At 41.9% G+C, this 22674-nt stretch carries 22 protein-coding genes; 15 read left to right on the top strand and 7 right to left on the bottom strand.

The window, feature by feature from the left end:
• The first annotated feature begins 25 nt into the window (after nt 1-25).
• From pabC to ptsG, 6 genes are all read left to right on the top strand, one after another.
• A complete protein-coding gene (gene pabC, locus CAG57_RS10575) occupies nt 26-829 on the top strand; it encodes an aminodeoxychorismate lyase (protein WP_099610165.1) in 804 nt (267 codons plus the stop codon).
• Nucleotides 826-1839, top strand: coding sequence for an endolytic transglycosylase MltG (gene mltG, locus CAG57_RS10570; protein WP_099610166.1), 1014 nt, complete (start codon nt 826-828; stop codon nt 1837-1839). The genes pabC and mltG overlap by 4 nt, the downstream gene beginning before the upstream one ends.
• Entirely contained in the window at nt 1839-2480 is a 642-nt protein-coding gene (gene tmk, locus CAG57_RS10565; RefSeq protein WP_099610167.1) for a dTMP kinase, read from the top strand. The genes mltG and tmk overlap by 1 nt, the downstream gene beginning before the upstream one ends.
• On the top strand, nt 2477-3442 hold the full coding sequence (holB, locus tag CAG57_RS10560; RefSeq protein ID WP_161427995.1) for a DNA polymerase III subunit delta': 966 nt from the start codon (nt 2477-2479) through the stop codon (nt 3440-3442). The genes tmk and holB overlap by 4 nt, the downstream gene beginning before the upstream one ends.
• On the top strand, nt 3433-4200 hold the full coding sequence (locus tag CAG57_RS10555) for a TatD family hydrolase (protein WP_099610168.1): 768 nt from the start codon (nt 3433-3435) through the stop codon (nt 4198-4200). Before holB ends, CAG57_RS10555 begins: the two co-directional genes overlap by 10 nt.
• Before the next feature lie 446 nt (nt 4201-4646).
• On the top strand, nt 4647-6143 hold the full coding sequence (gene ptsG, locus CAG57_RS10550; protein ID WP_099610169.1) for a PTS glucose transporter subunit IIBC: 1497 nt from the start codon (nt 4647-4649) through the stop codon (nt 6141-6143).
• A 97-nt stretch (nt 6144-6240) separates the two neighbouring features.
• On the opposite strand, the gene CAG57_RS10545 is transcribed toward ptsG, so the two are convergent.
• Both CAG57_RS10545 and CAG57_RS10540 read right to left on the bottom strand, forming a co-directional pair.
• Nucleotides 6241-6342 (bottom strand): MetS family NSS transporter small subunit, encoded by a 102-nt coding sequence (locus tag CAG57_RS10545; protein ID WP_099610170.1) that lies wholly within the window; start codon nt 6340-6342, stop codon nt 6241-6243.
• Nucleotides 6342-7802 carry a sodium-dependent transporter gene (locus CAG57_RS10540; RefSeq protein WP_099610171.1) on the bottom strand — a complete coding sequence of 487 codons (1461 nt, stop codon included), beginning with the start codon at nt 7800-7802 and terminating at the stop codon, nt 6342-6344. Before CAG57_RS10540 ends, CAG57_RS10545 begins: the two co-directional genes overlap by 1 nt.
• Before the next feature lie 842 nt (nt 7803-8644).
• Between CAG57_RS10540 and cydH the strand changes: the two genes are divergently transcribed.
• The gene (gene cydH / locus CAG57_RS10535) at nt 8645-8734 is read left to right on the top strand and encodes a cytochrome bd-I oxidase subunit CydH (RefSeq protein ID WP_099610172.1); all 90 of its coding nucleotides are present in this window, start codon (nt 8645-8647) and stop codon (nt 8732-8734) included.
• 20 nt (nt 8735-8754) lie between these two features.
• Entirely contained in the window at nt 8755-9939 is a 1185-nt protein-coding gene (locus CAG57_RS10530) for a patatin-like phospholipase family protein (RefSeq protein ID WP_161428343.1), read from the top strand.
• 138 nt (nt 9940-10077) lie between these two features.
• Here the strand turns inward: CAG57_RS10530 and pyk are convergent, their stop codons facing one another.
• The gene (pyk, locus tag CAG57_RS10525; RefSeq protein ID WP_099610173.1) at nt 10078-11523 is read right to left on the bottom strand and encodes a pyruvate kinase; all 1446 of its coding nucleotides are present in this window, start codon (nt 11521-11523) and stop codon (nt 10078-10080) included.
• A gap of 319 nt (nt 11524-11842) precedes the next feature.
• Here pyk and mlc point away from each other — a divergent pair, with 319 nt between their 5' ends.
• Together mlc and CAG57_RS10515 are read left to right on the top strand one after the other, a co-directional pair.
• A complete protein-coding gene (gene mlc / locus CAG57_RS10520) occupies nt 11843-13060 on the top strand; it encodes a sugar metabolism global transcriptional regulator Mlc (protein ID WP_099610174.1) in 1218 nt (405 codons plus the stop codon).
• A gap of 127 nt (nt 13061-13187) precedes the next feature.
• Nucleotides 13188-14132 carry a chemotaxis protein CheV gene (locus CAG57_RS10515; RefSeq protein WP_099610175.1) on the top strand — a complete coding sequence of 315 codons (945 nt, stop codon included), beginning with the start codon at nt 13188-13190 and terminating at the stop codon, nt 14130-14132.
• 69 nt (nt 14133-14201) lie between these two features.
• Here CAG57_RS10515 and CAG57_RS10510 read toward each other — a convergent pair whose 3' ends face one another.
• Nucleotides 14202-14945 carry a YciK family oxidoreductase gene (locus CAG57_RS10510; RefSeq protein ID WP_161426930.1) on the bottom strand — a complete coding sequence of 248 codons (744 nt, stop codon included), beginning with the start codon at nt 14943-14945 and terminating at the stop codon, nt 14202-14204.
• 89 nt (nt 14946-15034) lie between these two features.
• Between CAG57_RS10510 and sohB the strand changes: the two genes are divergently transcribed.
• A complete protein-coding gene (sohB, locus tag CAG57_RS10505) occupies nt 15035-16096 on the top strand; it encodes a protease SohB (RefSeq protein ID WP_202597786.1) in 1062 nt (353 codons plus the stop codon).
• A 46-nt stretch (nt 16097-16142) separates the two neighbouring features.
• Here the strand turns inward: sohB and rrtA are convergent, their stop codons facing one another.
• On the bottom strand, nt 16143-16700 hold the full coding sequence (gene rrtA / locus CAG57_RS10500; RefSeq protein ID WP_161426932.1) for a rhombosortase: 558 nt from the start codon (nt 16698-16700) through the stop codon (nt 16143-16145).
• A 3-nt stretch (nt 16701-16703) separates the two neighbouring features.
• Between rrtA and CAG57_RS10495 the strand changes: the two genes are divergently transcribed.
• A complete protein-coding gene (locus CAG57_RS10495; protein ID WP_099610178.1) occupies nt 16704-17318 on the top strand; it encodes a tRNA-uridine aminocarboxypropyltransferase in 615 nt (204 codons plus the stop codon).
• Nucleotides 17319-17374: 56 nt separating this feature from the next.
• Here CAG57_RS10495 and CAG57_RS10490 read toward each other — a convergent pair whose 3' ends face one another.
• Nucleotides 17375-18703 (bottom strand): anti-phage deoxyguanosine triphosphatase, encoded by a 1329-nt coding sequence (locus tag CAG57_RS10490; protein ID WP_161426933.1) that lies wholly within the window; start codon nt 18701-18703, stop codon nt 17375-17377.
• A gap of 43 nt (nt 18704-18746) precedes the next feature.
• Nucleotides 18747-19331: a 5'-deoxynucleotidase gene (gene yfbR / locus CAG57_RS10485; RefSeq protein WP_161426934.1), complete on the bottom strand. Its 585-nt coding sequence runs from the start codon at nt 19329-19331 to the stop codon at nt 18747-18749.
• A gap of 299 nt (nt 19332-19630) precedes the next feature.
• Between yfbR and CAG57_RS10480 the strand changes: the two genes are divergently transcribed.
• Genes CAG57_RS10480 through CAG57_RS10470 form a run of 3 tightly spaced genes read left to right on the top strand, consistent with a single transcriptional unit; the run spans nt 19631 to nt 22672 of the window.
• Nucleotides 19631-20131, top strand: a complete 501-nt coding sequence (locus CAG57_RS10480) for a toxin-activating lysine-acyltransferase (protein WP_161426935.1) — start codon at nt 19631-19633, stop codon at nt 20129-20131.
• A complete protein-coding gene (locus tag CAG57_RS10475; RefSeq protein ID WP_161426936.1) occupies nt 20121-21485 on the top strand; it encodes a protein adenylyltransferase SelO family protein in 1365 nt (454 codons plus the stop codon). The genes CAG57_RS10480 and CAG57_RS10475 overlap by 11 nt, the downstream gene beginning before the upstream one ends.
• Before the next feature lie 11 nt (nt 21486-21496).
• A complete protein-coding gene (locus CAG57_RS10470; protein ID WP_161426937.1) occupies nt 21497-22672 on the top strand; it encodes a glycosyltransferase in 1176 nt (391 codons plus the stop codon).
• Nucleotides 22673-22674 lie beyond the last annotated feature (2 nt).

Raw genomic sequence — 22674 nt, 5'->3', positions numbered from 1 at the left:
CGTTTGTTTTTTCAGGGAATTGAAGATGTATTGGCATAATGGCAAGCTAGGTGATTCAGTCAGTATTTGGGATCGCTCTTTTCAATACGGTGATGGTTGCTTTACTACGATGCTCACCAAATATGGAAGCATTCAGTATTGGGATTATCATCGTGAGCGCATGGACGCCTGCTTGGAATATTTTGGTATCATGGCACCAGATTGGCAAAAAGTTCGTGATACGCTTACAGGTGCAGCCAAACAAGATAAAAAGGCGGGGCTAAAACTACATATTAGTCGAGGAGTGGGTGGCCGTGGTTATAGCCCAGCACAGGCGAGTCCGGCTAATGTGACGATTTATCCTTTCGAGTATCCTAAACATTATGCGCAATGGCGAGAATTGGGTCTTACTCTTGGGGTTTGTACCCAAAAAATGGGTCTAAATCCACTTCTTGCAGGGCACAAACATAATAATCGTTTAGAGCAAGTGCTGCTTAAAGGAGAAATGGATCAGGCCGGTTACCTGGATGGTGTTTGTCTCGATCTCAATGGTTTTGTGGTTGAAACGACAATGGCAAATCTATTTTGGATAAAGGGAAATGTCTTATATACGCCCAGTTTAGATAATACCGGTGTTGCCGGTGTTGCTCGACGTATTATTTTACAGTCAGCCGCATCGTTAGGTTTAACGGCGGAGATTGGCTATTTTCCGCTTGAGCATCTCTATCTCGCCGATGAAGTTTTCCTATCCAATGCTCTGCTAGAAGTCGCACCTGTCATCAAAATTACTTCTCAAAATTATATTATTGGCACCTACGTGCGCGCTTTTCAGGAGATATTTGATTCGTGATTAAAAAGTTATTGTCTTTGCTATTATTTTTTTTAATGATCAGCTTTGCTGGTTATTTGTATCTAGTTTCAAAGACGGACCGCTATCTAACGCAAAGTTTGTCTATCAATGAACCCCAACTGATCACTATAACGTCAGGGACAAGTTTAAATGGGACGTTAGCTCTACTGGTTAAAAAAGGGTGGATTGAAGATCACTTTACTGCAAAATTGCTTCGTCGGTTACATCCGGAACTAACCAAAATAAAAGCGGGAACGTACCAACTAGTGCCTAAAATGTCGTTACAACAAAGCCTTGCTTTGTTTGTCTCTGGGCGAGAATTTCAATTTTCTATCACGTTTGTGGAAGGCAGCCGATTTAGTGACTGGCGTGAAGTTTTAGCGAACACACCAGAACTTCGCCAAACCATCCGAGATCTTTCTGAAGCTGACATCGCTCAACGACTGGGTATTAAACATCAACAATTAGAAGGGCTATTTCTTGCTGAAACCTATCACTTTACGAAAGGTGAAGTCGATGTGGAAATTTTAAAGCGTGCGCACCACAAATTAAATCAAACGTTGGCTAAAGCATGGGAAAATCGTCAGCCAAACTTACCACTGCAGTCTCCTTATGAAGCGTTAATTTTAGCATCCATCATTGAAAAAGAGACAGCGATAGATGCGGAGAGAGAACGAGTCGCTTCAGTGTTTATTAATCGACTTAACAAACGGATGCGTTTACAAACGGATCCTACCGTGATCTATGGCATGGGAGAGCGTTATAATGGTCGTATTGGTAAAGCCGATCTACGTGAGCCGACCGCATATAATACCTATGTGATTAACGGGCTGCCACCCACGCCTATTGCGATGGCGGGAGAAGCTTCGATTTATGCAGCGATCAATCCAGAGCAAAGTGATTATCTGTATTTTGTGGCCAGTGGTCAGGGGGATCATGTTTTTTCTAAAACATTAACTGAACATAATCGCGCGGTACGCGCTTATTTAAAACAACTTAGAAACCAATAATGAAGACAAAATTTATCGTAGTTGAAGGGTTAGAAGGTGCAGGCAAAAGCACAGCAATGCAAGTCGTTATGGATACACTCTATGAACACGGTATTACTCAGGTCACTCAAACACGTGAGCCCGGAGGCACGGTACTGGCTGAAAAGATGCGAGCTTTAGTGAAAGAAGAGCATCCGGGTGAAGTGCTTAACGATATTACCGAGGTTTTGCTGATGTATGCAGCGCGAGTTCAATTGGTTGAGAATGTCATCAAACCCGCGTTAAGACGAGGAGATTGGGTGGTTGGGGATCGGCATGATCTTTCTTCCCAAGCTTATCAAGGGGGAGGGCGTCAAATCGCTCACCAAACGATGTCACAGTTAAAGCAAATAGCTTTGGGCAGTTTTCGTCCTGATTTTACGTTATATCTGGATATTGACCCTAAAGTTGGGTTAGAGCGTGCCCGTGGACGAGGAGAGTTGGATCGGATCGAAAAGATGGACATCAGCTTCTTTGAGCGGACTCGATCGCGTTATTTGGAATTAGCCAACCATGATGACTCTATTGCCATTGTTAATGCACAGCAGCCGATTGACGCTGTAAGCCATAACATTCAGCAAGTACTCAGCCAGTGGTTAACGACATGTCAAGATCAACGATGAATTCACTTTATCCTTGGTTGATTCCTGCGTGGATGAGATGGAAAACTCAGCTTGATAGCACACGCTTTGCCTCTGCAACTTTGATTTCTGCCCCCGAGGGATGTGGTGCATTTCAACTTGTGGAGCGATTTGCTCAAGCGCTAATGTGCACGAACCACTCGAGCGAGCCTTGCGGTTTTTGTCATGGGTGTGAATTGATGCGATCACAAAGTCATCCAGATTATCACTTAGTTCGGCCAGAGAAAGTCGGGAAAAATATTACCGTTGATCAAATTCGTCATGCTAATCGTTTAGCACAAGAGTCTTCTCAGTTATCTGGATTTCGATTAATTGCGATTGAACCTGCCGAGGCGATGAATGAATCAGCGGCGAATGCACTATTAAAAACACTTGAAGAGCCTGCTGCGCAGTGTATTTTTGTGTTAGTGACAGAAAATACCAATCGATTGCTTGCGACCATAGTGAGCCGATGTCAAAAAATTGCCATTCCAGAACCAGAGCCAAAATCGGTCAAAATGTGGTTAGAAGCCGAGTGTCAGTTGCCCATACCGGAGTATGCAGCGCATATCTATCGCAATGCGCCACTGGCGACTAAAGAAGCGATTGCTTCGGGTGAAATAAAACACTATAGCGATATTGAGCAGCAATTTTTATCTGCACTACGTGGTGATTTGTCATCATTACTTGCTTGCAGTAAAGCGCTCAGTACTAAGCCATTGACCTATTTAAACTGGCTGTGGTTTTTATTAACCGATGCACAAAAAGTCGCTTTTGGCCTGAGTAGTGGTCATTTTACTCCAGGGAGTCAGGCTCTTTCAGCAATGATTCACTTGGATCGTTTACAACAACAGACCCAGGGCTTGGCGAAGCTGATCGAGCAGTTACGCTTATTTAGTGGGTTAAATGCTGAATTATTAATTACCGATTGGCTATTTAAATTTAACGAGGCTCCATGTTTGTAGATTCACACTGCCATCTTGATAAATTAGATTATCAAAATATCCATAAAAGCATTGATGATGTGATTGCTAAAGCTGAACAAGCCAAGGTTAAACAGCTGTTGTCAGTTGGGGTTACCTTGGATTCTTTCTCTTCTATGCTAGCCATGATTGAACCTTATCAACACGTTTATGCGTCTTGTGGTGTCCATCCGCTTGATGTAATGAGCGATTTTGAGCTTGATCGATTTCGTGAGTATGCCAGCCATACAAAAGTTGTTGCGATTGGTGAAACGGGGTTAGATTATCATTATCAACCAGAAACCGCTGATTTACAGAAATTAAGATTTTCGCAACATATTGATGTTGCGGTTGATCTTAATAAACCGTTAATTATCCATACTCGGCAAGCACGACAAGATACTCTGGCTATACTTAGGCAAGGCCATGCTGAGCGATGTGGTGGCGTCATACACTGTTTTACTGAAGATTTATCCTTTGCCGAAGCGGCGATAGAGTTGGGTTTTTATATCTCAATTTCCGGTATCGTCACTTTTCGCCAAGCAACGGAGTTGAAAGAAGTAGTTAAACAGCTACCACTTGAACGGCTATTGATTGAGACGGATTCTCCGTATTTAGCGCCTGTGCCATATCGAGGCCAAGAGAACCAACCCGCATATGTTGCTGAAGTCGCGGAGTCTATTGCTCGGTTAAAGGGGCTTTCTGTGCATAAAGTTGCAGAAAAAACCAGTAAAAATTTCCAAGATCTTTTTTTGCGATAGAAATCTAATAAGTACCTAAAAATGTGATCAAGATTTCATCTTTAAGCGCTTTGCTCACAGTTTATACTTATTTTTCTATTGTTTACTAAGTCTGTTGTTTTTTTATACTATACTGGTGGTTGTGTAATTTTGTTACAAAAAATAACAAGCTCGCTTATTTTATTCACCCATCAAAATTAATGAGCGCCTGTATTTTTTGTATATTAATCAGTAAGTTGCGTTTGTTTTGTGATGAAAAAAAAACGTGAAATAGTTTGTGATCTGGCTATTATTTTGAAACTAAATTTCTTAACTAACTAGAAAGTTTGAGGGGCATCAAGATATATTTAGAGGCGGAAAATATAATACATTTTGTGGTTACATTTTCATGGGGTGCTAACATTTAGGCTACGGGGGTGCGCCGTTAGAACCCAATTAATTCTAATAACTTAATCAGGAGCATAAACATGTTTAAAAACGCTTTTGCTAACCTGCAAAAAGTAGGTAAAGCTCTGATGCTTCCAGTATCAGTTTTACCTGTTGCAGGTATTTTGCTTGGTGTGGGGGCAGCGAACTTTAGTTGGTTGCCAGAGGTGGTTTCTCACTTAATGGAACAAGCCGGTGGTTCGGTGTTTGGTCAGATGGCTCTGCTATTTGCTGTTGGTGTCGCTTTAGGCTTCACGAATAACGATGGTGTGTCAGGTCTTTCTGCCATTGTTGGCTACGGTATTATGGTTGCGACGTTGAAAGTTTTGGCTGATGTCGAAATTGATCAAGCAAAAGAGGCGTTGCTAGCTATTGGTCAAACGCTTGATAATTCAGCAATTGAAGCGATCAGAAGAAAGTATGAAACCGGTGTTCTTGGTGGGATTCTCGCTGGTGGTGTGGCTGCTTGGGCATTTAATCGTTTTTACAAAATCCAGCTACCAGAATATTTGGGCTTCTTTGCTGGTAAACGCGCCGTACCGATTATTACTGGTTTCTTAGCGATTGCATTAGGTGTCATTCTTTCGTTTATTTGGCCACCAGTGGGCGCGCTAATCGCCTCTTTCTCTGATTGGGCAGCAAACCAGAACCCAGTGACAGCGTTTGGTATCTATGGTGTCGTAGAGCGTTCATTGATCCCATTTGGTTTACATCATATTTGGAACGTTCCTTTCTTCTATCAAGCGGGTGAATGTGTCAATGGTGCGGGTCAAACAGTTAACGGTATCATGACGTGCTTCCTAACTGCTGATGATGCTAGCCGTGCTGCGGGTAATGGTTTTGGTCAGCTTGCTGGCGGTTACCTGTTCAAAATGTTTGGTCTTCCTGCGGCAGCCTTTGCCATTGCGCATTGTGCGAAACCTGAAAATCGTGCAAAAATTGTCGGTATCATGGCTTCTGCTGCGTTAACTTCATTCTTAACCGGTATTACTGAACCGATTGAGTTCTCTTTCCTATTCATTGCACCTGTATTGTATGCAATCCATGCTGTCCTTGCTGGCCTTGCTTATGTACTGACTAACGCTTTGGGCGTAGTACATGGTCACACATTCTCAAATGGTTTTATTGACTTTGTTGTTCAATCACCACGTGCTGAGAATATGCTACTGCTTGTCGGCTTAGGTATTGCCTACGCTGTTCTTTATTATGTTGTGTTTACTTTTGTGATCCGTACTTTGGATCTAAAAACACCTGGACGTGAAGACGAATCTGTTGATGCTAACACTTCTTCAGGTTCAGAGCTGGCAGGTGAACTTGTCGCTGCATTTGGCGGTAAAGAAAACATCACCAATTTAGATGCGTGTATTACTCGTCTTCGTGTCTCTGTAGTTAAGACCGAGGCTGTTGATCAAGCAAAATTGAAACAACTTGGTGCAGCGGGTGTTGTGGTTGTATCTGGTGGCGTACAAGCTATCTTTGGTACTAAGTCTGATAATCTTAAAACAGAAATGGATGAATGGATCCGTAATCACGGTTAATCTTTATCTTTTCTTTCCCCTATAAATAAGGAGGCTTCGGCCTCCTTTTTATATTATTTAGTGAGAATCTATGGCTTTTTCATCTCAAGACTTCAGGTTATGACTGCTGCTTTGCCATTGCTTTTCTAATACAAATCATGGCTCCACCCCATGTCAGACCTAAACCGATCACCATCATGATAATTGCGCTTGTTGTCATTAGTATGCTTCCTTGCGATTCGTTAAATTAACCATCACTCCAATAGCGAGTAATAGTAGGATCATTGCCCAGCCTAACGTAAGGTTGTAACCACCATATCCTTCAGTAAAGAGTGTTCTAAATTTGGTCGTTACGATGATAGCCAGTACCACAGGGGAAATAAAACGTAGACAGATATCAAACCATACGCCAATTTTAAAATCTGAAATGCTATTTACGTATTTACGAGCATCGGAAACTTTCATCAGCCAAGTCATCAAAATTAACTCAACTAAACAGCTAAGCATAATGCCCACGTTATTAGCAAAATGGTCGACTAAGTCGAGCAGTAACAGCCCTCCGTTAGTTGCAAAAGCCATGGAAATAATAAAGCCTGAACCTATCACGACGTTAGCGGCTTTTTTACGGCTCCAGCCAAGTTTGTCGATGATGGCTGAGGTTACAGCCTCTAAAATGGAGATGTGGGAGCTTAACCCAGCCACAACCAATGCTAAGAAAAACAGTGGGCCTAAAATATAAGGGATCGGTAATAAGTTAATCGCCGCTGGTAGCGTCACAAAGGCTAATCCAACCCCTGCTGAGACCACCTCGGTTAGTGGTTTCCCTTGCTCTTGTGCCATATAGCCTAGCACCGAGAAAATCATAATCCCGGCTAGAATAGAGAAACCACAGTTGATCAGTACCGTCATAAATGCATTGTTGGTGATGTCTGATTTCTCAGGAAGATAGCTGGAATAGGCGAGCATAATGGCAAAGCCAATACTTAAGGTAAAAAAGATTTGTCCATAAGCCGCAGCCCATACTTTAACGTCCCAGATTTTACTAAAATCAGGTTCGAACATATAGTTTACGCCATCTAATGCACCGGGTAAGAAGATCATCCGCGCGATCAATAGCAGTACCATAACAAATAAGATAGGCATCATAATTCTAGATGCACGCTCGATTCCAGATTTGACGCCACCGACAATAGCTGCATAAGTAATTGCCCAAGCAATCGCCATGGTGAGGGCTATTTTCCACTGAATGGAGCCAAGTTGTGTCGGCGAGTTATCACCTAAGTTTAGGTATTCATTGAAGAAAAAGGTATTGGTATCACTGCCCCAACTTTGCGTGAAAGACATAGCAAAGTAAGAGATAGCCCATCCGATAACGGCCACATAATAAACGCCAATGACCGCAGCAATACCGACTTGAAACCAGCCAAGCCATTCAAATTTTGTATGAATCTTTGATAAAGTGGTGGGGGCTGAACCTCGATTTTTTTGTCCCATACTAAACTCTAGGATCATAAATGGAATCCCTGCAGTTAACATGGCAAACAGATAAGGAATGAAAAATGCTCCTCCGCCATTTTCATAGGCCATATAAGGGAAGCGCCAAATATTCCCTAAACCAATCGCAGAGCCTACTGCCGCTAGTATAAACCCTGCTCGTGAACCCCATTGTTCTCGCTTCATTTTTTACTCCTTTTGTCTTCCCTGAGGTATGAAGCTTCTTAATAAATTGGCCATTTCATAGGTAGTTGAAAGTTTACTGCAGTGTACCGAGTAAAGCGGTTCTCTCACTCAAGCACACTGGTACTAATGACTGAAGGATATCGTCTTCTACCTATCACTAAGTTATTAGATTTAAACCAGGTTTAATTGTTAAAAGTCTGTTTCATCATCCATGATTAAGTCAAAACTTAGAGTTAAATTTCTCCAAAACATTAAGAACTCAGAATATTGCTCTAAATATATTGCTATGTTTTTGCGTCACCTGAAATAATCAGCTGCGCATTGATTAAGAGACTACAGCGATATGTTAAAGATGGCAATAGAATGTAAACGTAAGCTTATGCTGATTAAATAGGGCAAAAAAATAATTTTTCATATACAAGTAGTTATCTATTTTTTTGTTTTTTACATTTAACAAATAAATAAGCTGTTTTAAGGGTGATAACTAATGGATAAAACTATCTATAACAATAGATAAAATGACTAAAAAATAGACACACATCAGCGAATGGCTCCGAGATGTCGATTATTGGTCAATAAAATGCCTGCTGATGTTTGATGCTAAACGGTAATCGTCATCCTTATCAGGACAATTAATGTGATAGCGGCTTCATATCTATCGTGACAAAAATCATAAAGATTGTATAACCATGCTTTGAATGTTATTACTTAGTTAACCCTTTTGGGTTCAATGTTGCTTGGGGGTTAGCGATGTTTGTTTATTTCTATGTTGATGGAAATGAACGTGATTGCCATCTCGCAGCCATATGAAGCAATAGGGGCAGCGTAAAAAGGAGGTAGGTATGGAACGCGATCTTAAGTATGCTTTAGTGATTACGGCAGCAGTATTTGTTATCTTAATCGGATACGGCGTTGTTGCGATTGCCAACTAATCAAAAAGAAGGGTTCGCCTATGGTGAACAAAGGGACAGTTTCTGAGTTAGAAAAGAGAGTCGACATTGATCGACTCTCGAAATTTATTACCGGTAAGAATGCATTAGTGGCTCAAGGAGGAGGGCAGCGAGGAATTTTTACTGCAGGCGTATTAGACGCTTTTATCCTATCTAATTTCGATCCATTTCATGAATTTTATGGTACCTCTGCTGGGGCGCTCAATCTTTGTGCCTATCTTTGTCGTCAGCAGGGGTTAGGTAAGGCTTTTATTCTTGAATTGACCACGGATCCAAAGTTTTTCCATTTATTCAGTTACATTCGACGTAAGCAGCACCTTAATTTAGAATGGGCATTGGATAAAATTTGTCAATATCCTTACCGATTAGATTTAGACATGGGCCGTTCTACGCTTGGAACCCGTAAAGCTTTTGCGGCAGTTACTGAAGTTAATTCGTTGCAAGATGCTTATTTCCCGATGTTAAGTGAGCATTGGCGAGAAGTATTAACCGCGACTTGCGCCATCCCTGGGTTGTACACGAAAGATGTGTTACTAGGGCAGCAGAGTTACATTGATGGTGGTGTCTCTGCATCTATTCCTGTCCAAGAAGCATGGCGGCAAGAGGCTCGCTTTATTGCGGTGATTAGAACCGAAACGCTTGATGAAGAGAGCCAACAAAATGTATTAACGAAAGCGTCTCAAGGTGGTCAGGTACAGTGGTTGCGAGAATCGATGAATTCTATCCAAATGCATTGGCAAAATAGATTATTGAACTGGAAGCAAGACTGGAAAGGCTTTATTGATCAACAAATCGCAAAATCTCAGCAGTTAAAACAAAAGCAGTTGGACGTGTTAAATGGCGGACGATGGCTATTTGGCGCTGATAATATTTATCGATTAAGCCACCTGCTAGGAAATAAATTTGATGCTGGATTAGCCGATATGTTGATGGTTCACTATCAAACTTATGCCTTGACCAGTGACTTTTTGCACTCTCCCCCTGATGATGCTTTTATTGTACAAATTGTACCCAGTGAACCCTTGAGATCGAGTTCGTTATTGAGTCGCCATGATGATTTATTACATGATTATCGGTTGGGTTTGCAGGCCGGATATCGATTCATTGAGACGTTTTTATTGGCTCAGAAGCAAGCTGAGCAACGCCAAGGCGCTCGCTCAACCGGTTCCTATTATTTTGACCAATAAGCGGTTTTCTTCTTATTTGAAGTGCTCGGGTCAACAGACTCTAGAGGTTGGGCGATGTCGCTCTCTTTGAGGCACATCATATGACGAATATGAGACCCAACCACTTATTGCTGCTTACCGGCACCGCTATAATGGGGGTTATAGTACTGGGATGATACGCATACAGTTTGTTGTGCCTTCGACATCCATAATGTCACCTTGAGTTATGATGACTAAATCGCCAAATTCTAGCAGGTGTTTTTCTTTGAGAGCTTGTAGCGCGGCTTGTGCGACGACCATGCCTTCAGTCTGTTTGCTATCAAAATAAAATGGCGTCACGCCACGATATAAAGCGCAGCGATTTAATGCGATATCATTTCTCGACATAGCAAAAATAGGCAAAATAGAATTGAGCCGTGAAGTCATTAATGCTGTCCTACCCGACTCGGTGAGCGTGACCATCGCTTTAACACCTTCAAGGTGATTTGCTGCATAAATGGTTGCCATAGCAATTGCTTCTTCTTCGGTTTGAAATGCGCGATCAATTCGATAATTCTGTTGACTGGCTTCAATCATTTTTTCAGCTCCAATACAGACATCCGCCATTGCTTTTACTGTTTCTACCGGATATTTCCCTGCCGCTGTTTCGCCTGAAAGCATGACCGCGTCTGTCCCGTCTAATACTGCATTAGCCACATCCATCACTTCTGCTCGGGTCGGCATTGGGTTGGCTATCATTGATTCCATCATTTGTGTTGCGGTGATAACGATTCGGTTTAATGCCTTTGCTCGATAAATTAGTTTTTTCTGAACTGCAATTAATTCAGGATCGCCAATTTCAACCCCAAGATCGCCTCGGGCAACCATAATGACATCGGAAGCACGAATAATATCATCAATATTTTCATCACAGGAGACTGTTTCTGCACGTTCAACTTTAGCCACTAAACGAGCGTTTAACCCTGCCTCGCGAGCCAATTTACGGGCATAGTCCATATCTTGGCTATTTCGAGGAAACGAAACGGCTAAATAATCGACGCCAATTTCTGCCGCGAGTAAAATATCTCGTTTGTCTTTTTCTGTGAGTGCTTCTGCTGACAGTCCGCCTCCTTTTTTATTAATTCCTTTATTATTGGATAGCGTTCCGCCTATCACGACACGCGTAATTACTTTATCATCATTAACTTCTATGACTTGGAGTTGAACTCGCCCATCGTCCAGAAGCAAAACATCGCCACTGTTTACGTCGTTTGGTAGTGTTTTGTAGTCGATGCCGACCGCGTTTACCGTGCCTTCTCCCGGTGCAAGTTGAGCATCAAGAATAAAAGTATCATCCTCATTTAAGATGATACTTCCTGTTTTAAAGGTAGATATACGAATTTTTGGCCCTTGAAGATCACCTAAAATGGCGACATTTTTGCCCATTTTTTTTGCAATTTCCCTGACCTTACCCGCTCGTAATCGGTGATCTTCTGCTGTACCATGCGAGAAATTCATTCTCACAACATTAACACCACAGTGAATGATGGTTTCTAACACTTCCCCTTTATCAGTGGAAGGGCCTAAGGTGGCGACGATTTTTGTTCTTCTCAATATGTTTGTCATTCTTTTCTCCGACAAGTTAGCCCAGCACTGAGGTAAGTATAGTTGAATATCATTATTACCATCGGGAAGGCTTCGAGGATAATGTTTAGCAGATCCACCTGGCCTATTTGACTGCGAATTAAGGTCTATTTTGCGTAAACATGAGCGTAGCGAAGAGTGAAATCGGCTTATATTGTTGTGATTTTGCTCTGTACATTTTGACTAAAAACACAAAGTTCTAGTTATATGCGTGACGCTTGTCACGGCTATTCACCAAATTGCTTCACAATTACTTCGCAAAGTAAAAAAATTGACAGGTTATTGAATTTTGGAGTGCACCATGTACATGGCTCAACCAGGCCATATTGATCATATCAAACAGGTCAATGCTGGCCGTGTATATAAACTCATCGACCAAAAAGGTCCTATCTCTCGTATTGATCTCTCAAAGGAAAGTCAATTAGCGCCGGCGAGCATTACAAAAATTACTCGTGAGCTGATTGATGCGCATCTGATTCATGAAACGACCGTTCAAGAAGCGATTAGTCGAGGTCGTCCTGCGGTCGGGCTACAGACGAATAATCAAGGTTGGCAGTTTCTATCAATGCGTTTAGGGAGAGGGTATCTTACTATCGCATTACATGAACTGGGCGGTGAGGTCTTAATCGATACGAAAATCGATATTCATGAGATTGACCAAGACGATGTGTTGGCGCGGTTATTATTTGAAATTGAAGAGTTTTTCCAAACCTATGCCGCTCAGCTGGATCGTGTAACCAGCATTGCTATTACTTTACCTGGCCTCGTGAATTCAGAACAAGGTATTGTGTTACAGATGCCACATTATAATGTGGCGAATTTAGCGTTGGGCCCTGAAATCTATAAAGCAACGGGTCTTCCTGTTTTTGTTGCGAATGATACTCGGGCTTGGGCATTAGCTGAAAAGTTGTTTGGTCATTCACAGGATGTTGATAATTCAGTGTTAATTTCTATCCACCACGGTCTTGGTGCCGGAATTATTGTTGATGGACGAGTGTTACAAGGTCGCCATGGCAATATTGGTGAATTAGGGCATATTCAAATTGATCCTCAAGGAAAACGTTGTCACTGCGGTAATATCGGGTGTTTAGAAACGGTAGCAAGTTCTCAAGCCATTCGAGAACAGGTTGCAATTCGTATCGCTTTAGGTGAGGAGTCCTCATTAGTTAATAAATCTGAGATCACGATTGAAGATATCTGTTTAGCGGCTGCAGAAGGTGATCCGTTAGCGGTTGAAGTTATCGAACAGTTAGGGCGTTATCTTGGTGCAGCGATTGCGATTGTGATTAATTTATTTAATCCTGAAAAGATATTAGTCGGTGGTGTGATCAATCAGGCAAAAAGTGTACTTTATCCGGCCATTCAACGCTGTATTGAAGAGCAAAGCCTACCGGTTTATCATCAAGATCTCCAATTGTTAGAATCACGTTTTTATAAACAGGCAACCATGCCGGGAGCTGCGTTGATAAAACAAGCGTTATATGATGGTTTGTTACTGATGAAGGTTGTTGAAGGATAACGTTTTTTTTATTTGAATCGGTGAGTGTACAAATTTGTCATGTAATTTGTACACAGACTTAAATACCTTACGATGGTTTCGGTATATACTGTAACATGATAATGCTTCTCTATTGGTGGGATTTTGTATGTCGAGTATTTTAAACACGGTTGATCAGCGGACCAATTTGGTGGGAGAAAACCGCCTAGAACTGTTACTGTTCAGTTTGAATAGTCGACAAATTTTTGCCATTAACGTCTTCAAAGTCCGTGAAGTGATTAAAGTGCCCATCACCACAAAGATGCCAGGTTCACATCCCAATATTATTGGTGTTGCTTCTTTGCGCGGTGAAGCGGTTCCAGTGATTGATTTACGTCAAGCAATTGGCTTTCCACCTTCTCGCTTAGAGAATCAAGAACAAAACCTTATCATCACCGAATATAATCGTACTGTGCAGGGCTTCTTGGTTGGCCAGGTACGTAATATTATCAATACTGCTTGGACTGAAATTCAACCTCCACCTAAATCGGTTGGCCGTTCAAATTATCTGACAGCCATCACGCATATTAAAGAGCAGGATCAGACACACATTGTTGAAGTGGTTGATGTTGAAAAAGTATTGGCTGAGATTATTGATTACGATGTTTCTATTTCTGAAGAAGTCTTGGATCATAATTTATTGAGTGAAATGGTTGGGCGTAATATTTTGATTGTTGATGACTCGGCAACAGCCAGAAGTCAGGTAAAAGGGACATTATCTCAGCTCGGGCTTAATATTATTGAGTGCTGGGACGGTCTACAGGCATTGAAGTTACTGAAATCATGGTGTGATGAAGGTAAAGACATTAATAAAGAATTACTCATGTTGATCACCGATGCTGAAATGCCAGAGATGGATGGTTATCGTCTAACCTATGAAATACGAAATGATCCGCGGATGTCAGATCTTTATATCACACTGAATACGTCATTGAGTGGCAGCTTTAACGAATCAATGGTGCAAAAAGTAGGCTGTGATCGGTTTATTTCTAAATTTCAGCCCGATCTATTAGTGGAAGCGGTGCAAGACCGTTTGCGGGCAACCTTAACCTAATAAAAAAGCCTTGCTTTTGAGTAAGGCTTTTTTATTTCCGGCCGTTTATGCCAACTAAGGCCACAGACCCTAGCGTTTAGGCTGCGCATCAATGCATTGGCCATGTACCGATTGGCTTTCTGGTGCCATTAAATACAAATAAAGAGGCATAATTTCTTCGGGGGTTTTTAACTTATTGACATCTTCTGCTGGGTAGGCTTTCGCTCGCATTCCCGTACGAGTGGCTCCTGGGTTGATAGCGTTGACGCGAATGGATGTTTCCGATAATTCATCAGCAAGGACTTGCATCATCCCTTCAGTGGCAAATTTGGAAATCGCATAAGTCCCCCAAAAAGCGCGACCACGATGGCCAACGGTTGAGCTGGTGAAAATCAGGCGTGAATTATTGGCTTTTTTTAATAAAGGAAGCACGGCTTGGGTGAGCATAAATTGAGCTTTAACATTCACTTGCATGACTTCATCAAAAGTCGCTTCACCAATTTGGTCAAATGGGCTAAGAACTCCCAGTAAACCTGCGCTATGCAGTACGCCATCTAATTGACCAAACTGCTCTTCAATGGTGTCAGCCATATCCAAGTAGTGCTGCTTGGTCGCTCCAAGCATATCTAATGGTACAATAGCCGCTTGAGGGTAGCCCGCGGCTTCTATTTCATCATAAGTGGTTTCGAGTTTTTTTACCGTCCGACCTAATAATATCACGGTTGCACCGTAAGCTGCATAGGTGAGGGCGGCTTGTTTACCGATACCATCTCCTGCACCGGTAACCAAAATGACTTTATTTTTTAAGGCGTCAACAGAAACAGAATAATTCACGCTATGTTTCCTTATCGTTATGATTTACTTTTCGTCTTCGTGACAAGATGGTTACAATACACCAATTCGCATTGAAGAGGATGAGTACATTGGAATTTTTATTGGAGTATGGCTTATTTTTAGCCAAGATTGCGACTGTCGTCGTTGCACTCGTCATGGTGCTAGTGCTGGTAAAATCGGTTGGAGCAAAGCATCCTTCTGCTAAAGGTGAGCTAGTGATTACCAACTTGACTGACCAGCATAAAGAGACGGTTGAGCAGTTTGAGTCTTATCTGCATGACGATAGTGTGTTGAAGGCACGTCATAAAGCAGAGAAAAAAAAGGCAAAAGAGCAGCAAAAATCTCGAGAAAAGGCGTTAAAAAAATCGATAAAAGAAGGGGAGTTAATTGCTGAGCGTGAGCCTCATCTGTTTGTGCTGGATTTTCGTGGCAGCATCGATGCGAAAGAAGTGGCTTCATTGCGAGAAGAGGTGACAGCTATTTTAGCCGTTGCCCAAGCTGGTGATGAAGTCCTACTGCGCTTAGAAACAGGCGGCGGTATGGTACATGGGTATGGTTTAGCGGCTTCACAATTGGATCGTTTAAAGGCGGCTCAGTTACCTTTGACTATCGCGGTAGATAAAGTCGCTGCTAGTGGTGGGTATATGATGGCATGTATTGCCGATAAAATTGTCTCAGCCCCCTTTGCGATTGTTGGCTCTATTGGTGTGATTGCTCAATTACCCAACTTCCATAAATTGCTGAAGAGAAATGATATTGAATTTGAACAACTGACTGCTGGCGAGTATAAGCGAACGCTAACCATGTTTGGTGAAAACACGGATAAGGCCCGTGATAAATTCAAGCAAGAGCTAGAAGAAACCCATGAACTATTTAAGCAGTTTATTCGTGATCATCGTCCAACGTTAGAGTTAGAGAAGGTGGCAACCGGAGAACATTGGTTTGGTACTCAAGCACAACATTTAGGTTTAGTGGATGAAATAACCACCTCAGATGATTTGATAGTGAAAGCTTGTAAAGAAAAAACGGTGCTCGCAATACGTTATGTACAGAAGAAAAAACTAGCCGATAAATTGGCCGGCGTGGCCGGAGAGGCGACAGATTCAGTGCTGCTTAAGTTGCTGAGTCGGGGTCAGCGTCCGATTATTTAACTTATCAAGCAAGGTTGATCATCAAGCATGCTCTATGATAAAGCGCCTAGTTTGGGCGCTTTATTTTTAATGCATATCCTTTTTCTAGTATAGCGCACAGTATCCCAGCGATTAATCCAATCAAGTGAGCCTCTGTCGCGACACGAGCTTCGATCCAAATTTCAGTCCCAAGCGATGCGCCAAACCATTGTTCCCAAACCACTTTGGCAATCACACCAACAACCAGCCAGCGGCTACTCTTTCTACCGTGTAGCCATTCTTGAGCGGCAAAGAAGGCAAATAAACCGTGTAATGTGCCAGATAAACCCACGTAGAGTGTCATGTGAGTAAAGTAAACCCCAATACCTACTGAGCCACTTAAAATAATTAGAGCCACAAGAAGTGATTTTGCGGTAGGCCGAAAGAGCAAGGCAATCGCCCAGAGTCCTGCTAGATTCATCGTGAGATGAACAAAGTTGGTATGCGTTAAATTGCCTGTTAGAATTCGCCACCATTGCCCTTGTTCAATCGCTATTCGGTGCCAAGCACTAAGACTACTGAACGGCTCAAATTGTAAGCCGAGGCACAGTAAACTGACTAAACACAACACTAGGTAAAGATTCACAATATGTCTCGTTATTGTTCTCGATGCGGAAAAGCGCGCAAAGCTTGTATTTGTGCGGGAATTGTACCACTAGATTCCACGGTGGAGCTTATCATTCTTCAACACCCAACGGAACAACATCGTCCAATGGGGACGGCTCGTATTTTGACCTTATCACTTGCTAATTGTCGCTTATGGATCGGTGAAGACTTTCGTCATCACCCTGAATTGAATGCATTGCTGGCCGAGCCGGATGTAATTCATCAGGTTTTGTATCCCTGTGAGCATTCAATTTGTGTTTCGGATAGCGAGCCTTCAATAGAACAAAAAGTTCGAGTTATTTTGCTTGATGGCACTTGGAGAAAGGTATTTAAAATGTGGCAGATCAACACTCAGCTACATCATTTACCGTGTTTGCATCTTCCTGAAACATTAAAGGGTAACTATCGCATTCGTAAAGCGCCGAATGATAATGCGTTATCGACAGTAGAAGCGGGATTTCACTTACTGCAACTATGGCAACCTAAACAAGACTTCTCCCCGTTACTGACTTGCTTTGAAGCCATGATTGATCATCAAATTAACCAGATGCCCAAAGGGGTGTTTGAGCAGCATTACGGCAGCAGATCAAGCCGGTAGCAATCAAAACTGCTTGAGACACCACGGCTTATCGATAACATCTCGTGTCGAGACTTTTAGTAAGAGCTGTGAGTAGAAAAAAGCTGCTGATGTAGACGCTGCGCGTAAGCATCGGTCATCGCAGCGATATAATCACAGATCACCCGCATCCCTCCTCCTGAATGTTGTTCTGCGTTTTGCCATTTTTCTCGAGTTGCCTGTGGTAACAAGCGTTCAGGATCGGCCGCCAGCGCTTCAAAGAGATCCATAATCAGCTGCTGTCCTTTATATTCAAAGCGTTGTACTTGTGGAACTTGGATCACATATTGGCTGACAAACGATTTTAAGACTTCCAACGCATTGGCCATGCTAGGTTGTAAATAGGCATTAAACGCGAGTAAATCGCTGTCAAAAGCGCTTTCAACGGGTTTAATACTGATACTGGTGAGTAACGCATTGACCAATCCACCAATCGCATCTTTACGAATATGGTGCTGGCCAGAAAATAGCATTTTCGTTACGCTTTGGGTGTGCTCGACAAACCAAGTATCGCCACTATTTAGTAGTTGTTCTTCTGCTGCTTGTTGCCATTCTGTTTGATTGACCATGCCAAGGACAATCGCATCTTCTAAATCATGAACGCCATAGGCGATATCATCGGCCAATTCCATGATGGAACAATCTAATGATTTGAAGCGTGTTTTTTTATGCTGATAAGGTGTCGCTGGACGTGCTCGCATTTGGCTTAATTGTTGTTTATCTTGCTCACTGAGTGGAGCAAGAACCCAATCAAGACAGGCCTTATCACAATCATAAATACCTTTAGCGGGCGACCATTCCTTGGCCTTTAACTGTCGTTGATGAGGTACCGATTCGGGTCGCTTATCAGCATGCGTTTGACTCAATAGCGCAGGGTATTTGAGTAACCCCAGTAAGGTGCGGCGAGAAAGATTCATTCCATGATGTTCAGTGTACGGCTCTAAGGTTGTGACAATGCGAAACGTCTGGGCATTGCCTTCAAACCCACCATGTTCACGCATCATATAATTAAGTGCCACTTCACCGCCATGCCCATAAGGGGGATGGCCAATATCATGCGCAAGGCATAACGCATCGATCAAGCTATCTGAGGGTAATAAATCCGCAAATTCGGGCTGTTTTAGTCTTAGTTGCGCTACAATCCCGGTACTAATTTGCGCCGCTTCAAGTGAATGGGTCAAACGAGTCCGGTGAAAATCATTTAAATTGGTTCCATGGACTTGAGTTTTTGCCTGTAAACGACGAAAAGCAGCAGAATGGAGAATTCTCGCCCGGTCGCGCTGAAAAGGGCTGCGATGATCATCACGGCGAATTTTATGTTCATCATTATTGCGTGCTTGCCATTCCGGATTGATTACAATTTGCATCCCAACTCCTGATCAAACTTATTGTTATAAAACGTACAGTGTGTTAACTAATTTCGTCTAGTGTTAATTCAAAACTTGGGGCAAAAGTTTCTAAAAAATAAGCCATTTCTGGGGTATGCCGCTCTTTCAATGTGATATCAAGCCGCTTTTTAGCTAGGGCATATTCATGGTTACCTGCGCTGAGTTCTTCTAAACATTTAAGATAAGCGCACAAACTGTCGGCTTGTTTGACGATGGCAGCATCTTCACTATGCGCCGCTTCAGTGAGCAGAAAAGGCTTGAAATCATCTTGCAACTCTTCCGGTAACATGGCTAGTAGGCGCTGTTCAGCCGCGGCTTCGATTTTTTTATATTCTTTAGCAATATCAGGGTTAAAATATTTAACGGGTGTTGGCAAATCGCCCGTTAACACTTCACTGCTGTCGTGATACATGGCCAATAACGCGATACGCTCAGGGTTGAGCTGCCCGGCAAACTTCTTGTTTTTTATTATCGCCAGTGCATGAGCAACAAACGCCACTTGCAGGCTGTGTTCAGAAACGTTTTCTTTGGAGATAGAACGCATCAGCGGCCAGCGTTGAATTAATTTCATCCGTGCGAGGTGAGCAAAAAAGTGGCTCTCTTTCATAGCAATAGACATCCTTGCTTAGTGGAATTGATGGATCTCGTTAACTGAGTATAACGTTATCTCTCTATGACTTGAAGTTACCGCTTTGCCGCGACAAACTTGCAGCGGTGGTGAGCAGAGTGACATTCGTTCCCGAGGGTAATGTGTTTGATTTGTCTCGTATGCCGGTGAAATAGTTATGTTTATCAATAAGTCATTGTGTATTGTGGTACGAAAAAAATCACTAGTGAAGGTGTGTTTATTCTAGTTCTATTTTTTAATAGAAGAAGTAATAGATAACACTGCCCTTGTAGGTTGTAATGCGAAAAAATGCGGTTTCTTTAGTTAATAGTCAAATTACCGGACTGCCTTATGGTCCTTTATCAAAGGTAGAAGTGACCCATGAATTAGGACAATTTTTAGAGATAATGGCTAAATGTGATAAACGCAGGGAGCTAAATCTAGCTTCTTTCCTCCATTGGATAAAACCAGCGGTAATTCACAGACAATATAAATTTTTAAAGTTATCTAGCGATGTTGGATTCACAGGATACGTTATATGGGCTTGGGTTGATGATTTAACACTGTCTAATTATATGACTCAGCCTAGATTCTCACTTAAGCCAATGAATTGGAATGAGGGAAGTAATCTAATTGTTGTAGATTGGTTTGTAGAAAAAAACAGAGCAAGTCAGTTGAAGGATCTATATAAGCATGTCATGTTCTCTACAAACATAAGTAGACGTGAGATTAATATATGTATTCGAGACTCTCAAGGCAATATCATCAAAACAAATAAACGGAATGTTTATGGATGCTGAATTACTTCAAACATATAAGTGCGCTGGAAAAGATAATACTCCTATTGTTGATAATTATTTGCCCAAGGAATCCTTTGTTTTGTTCGATGCCTACAAGCTAAAAGGCACTGAGGTTGTTTGGATCAATAAAGAGCTTATACAAGAATATGAAATCAAATTTGATGAAGAATCCATTAAATGTGAGTTGATAGATAATTTTAGTTACGTGTCAAAGGGATATGCCAATAAAACACGAATCATTACTAATGACAAAAAACAGTTCATGGCAGACCAGTACGGGTCTCGACATGAAATATGCAATGGTGGTAGCGCAAGGTGTGGAATAAATGGCCATTTTCAAATCAAAGGAATTGGGCGTAACCCGTTAGTCGCTGCAAATATGTCTGAAAGTCATTCACACGGTAAGCTGTTTATTGATGAAGCGATCAGTGAAGCGATTTGGGGCGAAATCTGCCACAAGCATCTGCCTTACGGAGCCATACGCACACTAGCCATAATCAAGACCAACGTAAAGCATAAGTTTGGATACTTAGATGGCGCTCCTGATAAACATTGTGCCCTAGCAATAAGGGAAATATCTGTGCGCCCTGCTCATTTTGAGCGTTGTACCTTCTTTTGGCCAGAGGAAAGCTACCGTTACCTTCGTGATAATGATGCCAATCGCGTAAGAAAGGCTGCGCCCTACCTCTCTAATTTGTTGTTAGGTGAAAAACAAAATGCCTCCCTAGGCGATGCCCTCAATATAGTGATCGATCGACTCGCTTGCCAGATTGCAGCATCAAGAGTGAAAGGGATCCCGCATGGCTCCTTAACGAGCTCAAACATATCGGTTGATGGGCGTTTTTTGGATTTTGGCACAATAACAGCTGTACCCGATTTCGGTAACTATGTATTGGCAAATGGTGTCGGAGCCGTATGGGATGATCATCAACTCATAGAGTCTTGGCTGGTTAACTTCATTGATACTGTTAACCATTACTCGGAAGACGACTTAAGCCCAAGTCAAATAAGAGAGTATTCATCTAACTTTTCGAAATTACTTGATGAATATGAGAATAGTTTCCTGTTAGTAGAGTTAGGAATAGAGGATCATTCAGAATCGAATTTGCAACAAGCGAGTCTTTTAAAAGAGCGCCTTAAAAGCAAAGAGCGAAGGTTTATTACTCGCTTTAATGATGAAGACTTTCGTCAGAATGTCCTCTTTGAAGCAAAAGCCCTCGGTCTCAATGCTAAGGTTATAGGCTTCCCTTTACGAAATGCCAAATATTCATCCTTTACCATGCTCCAAGGTCATTTAAATACAAAGTACGACTATCAATCTGTTAGTCCGTTTATTAATAGTTATTTATCATAAGTGAGGTGGTTATGATTGATGTCATTGAAGTAATTTTAATCACTACGTCTTTACTATCATTTATTACAACATTAGTTCTATTTGGGTGTTATAAGCTTAAGAAGTCTAAGTCAAAAAGTGACTACGATCCGACCGTTTCTGTATTTTTGCCGTTTTACAATGAAAATGAAGAGCACTTAGTTTGTGCATTGAACAAGCTAAATGAACAAAGCTATTCAAGTCGAATTCAGGTTATTGTGATTGATGATGGATCTACAAATAATGCAATAGCTGACGTTAGGGAATGGATTGCTAATACCAAGGTTAACCATGATTTCCAGGTTGTAGAAAGGGAAATTAATGGTGGTAGGAAAGGATATGCTTTAGATCACGTGCTAGAACTTGGCATAGCTACTGGGGAAGTGTACGTCGTTGTAGACAGTGATACCTATATTGAACCCAATGGTATCTATGAACTGGTTACTAAACTTTGGTCTGATGATAAATATGCCGCCGTGTGTGGCTATATTACGCCGGAAAATTATAAAGACAGCTTCATTGGTAAATTGCAACACTATGAACATATTAGCTTTTATGGCGCGATCAGAGCCGCACAAGACAAATTAGGATGCGTGCCAGTATTGGCAGGGGCCTTTGTGGCCCACCGAGCTTCAATAGTCAAAAAACTAGGTGGGTGGAGCAAGTGGTTAGTCGAAGACATTGCTTGGTGTTGGAAGGCAATATCAAATGGCTATCGAACAGGCTATGCACCTAAGGCAAAAGCTACAACGCAGTGCCCTACGGATGCTAAGGGGTTGTTTAATCAACGACGGCGTTGGGCTCGGGGACGAGTAGAAGCTTATACAGAAGCTTGGAATACACATTGGCTCGCTGGCTTGTGTGCCTCTCCTTGGTTTTTATTGACTGCCGCACAGTATATATTTCCATCTGGAATTATTTTATTAGGATTTATGGTAGCAATGGGTATTTGGATTCCAATAGTCATTGGTGCAGCTAATATATTTATTTACTTTTTACTGGTGCAGTCCTATATAAAAGATTTTGATTTATCTTCTGATTTTTCAAATCGACAGGTTTTCAAAGCACCAATTTATTCCGCTTTGTTAGAGTCCATTACATGGCTACCCAATTTGCTCGGATATGTGGATGAGTTTTTTGGTAAGAAGAAAGACTGGCTGACAAGATAATC

The organism is Vibrio sp. V30_P3S12P165 (assembly GCF_009904905.1).
Classification (GTDB): Bacteria; Pseudomonadota; Gammaproteobacteria; order Enterobacterales; family Vibrionaceae; genus Vibrio; species Vibrio fujianensis.
This window is presented reverse-complemented; position numbering and strand designations above follow the sequence as displayed.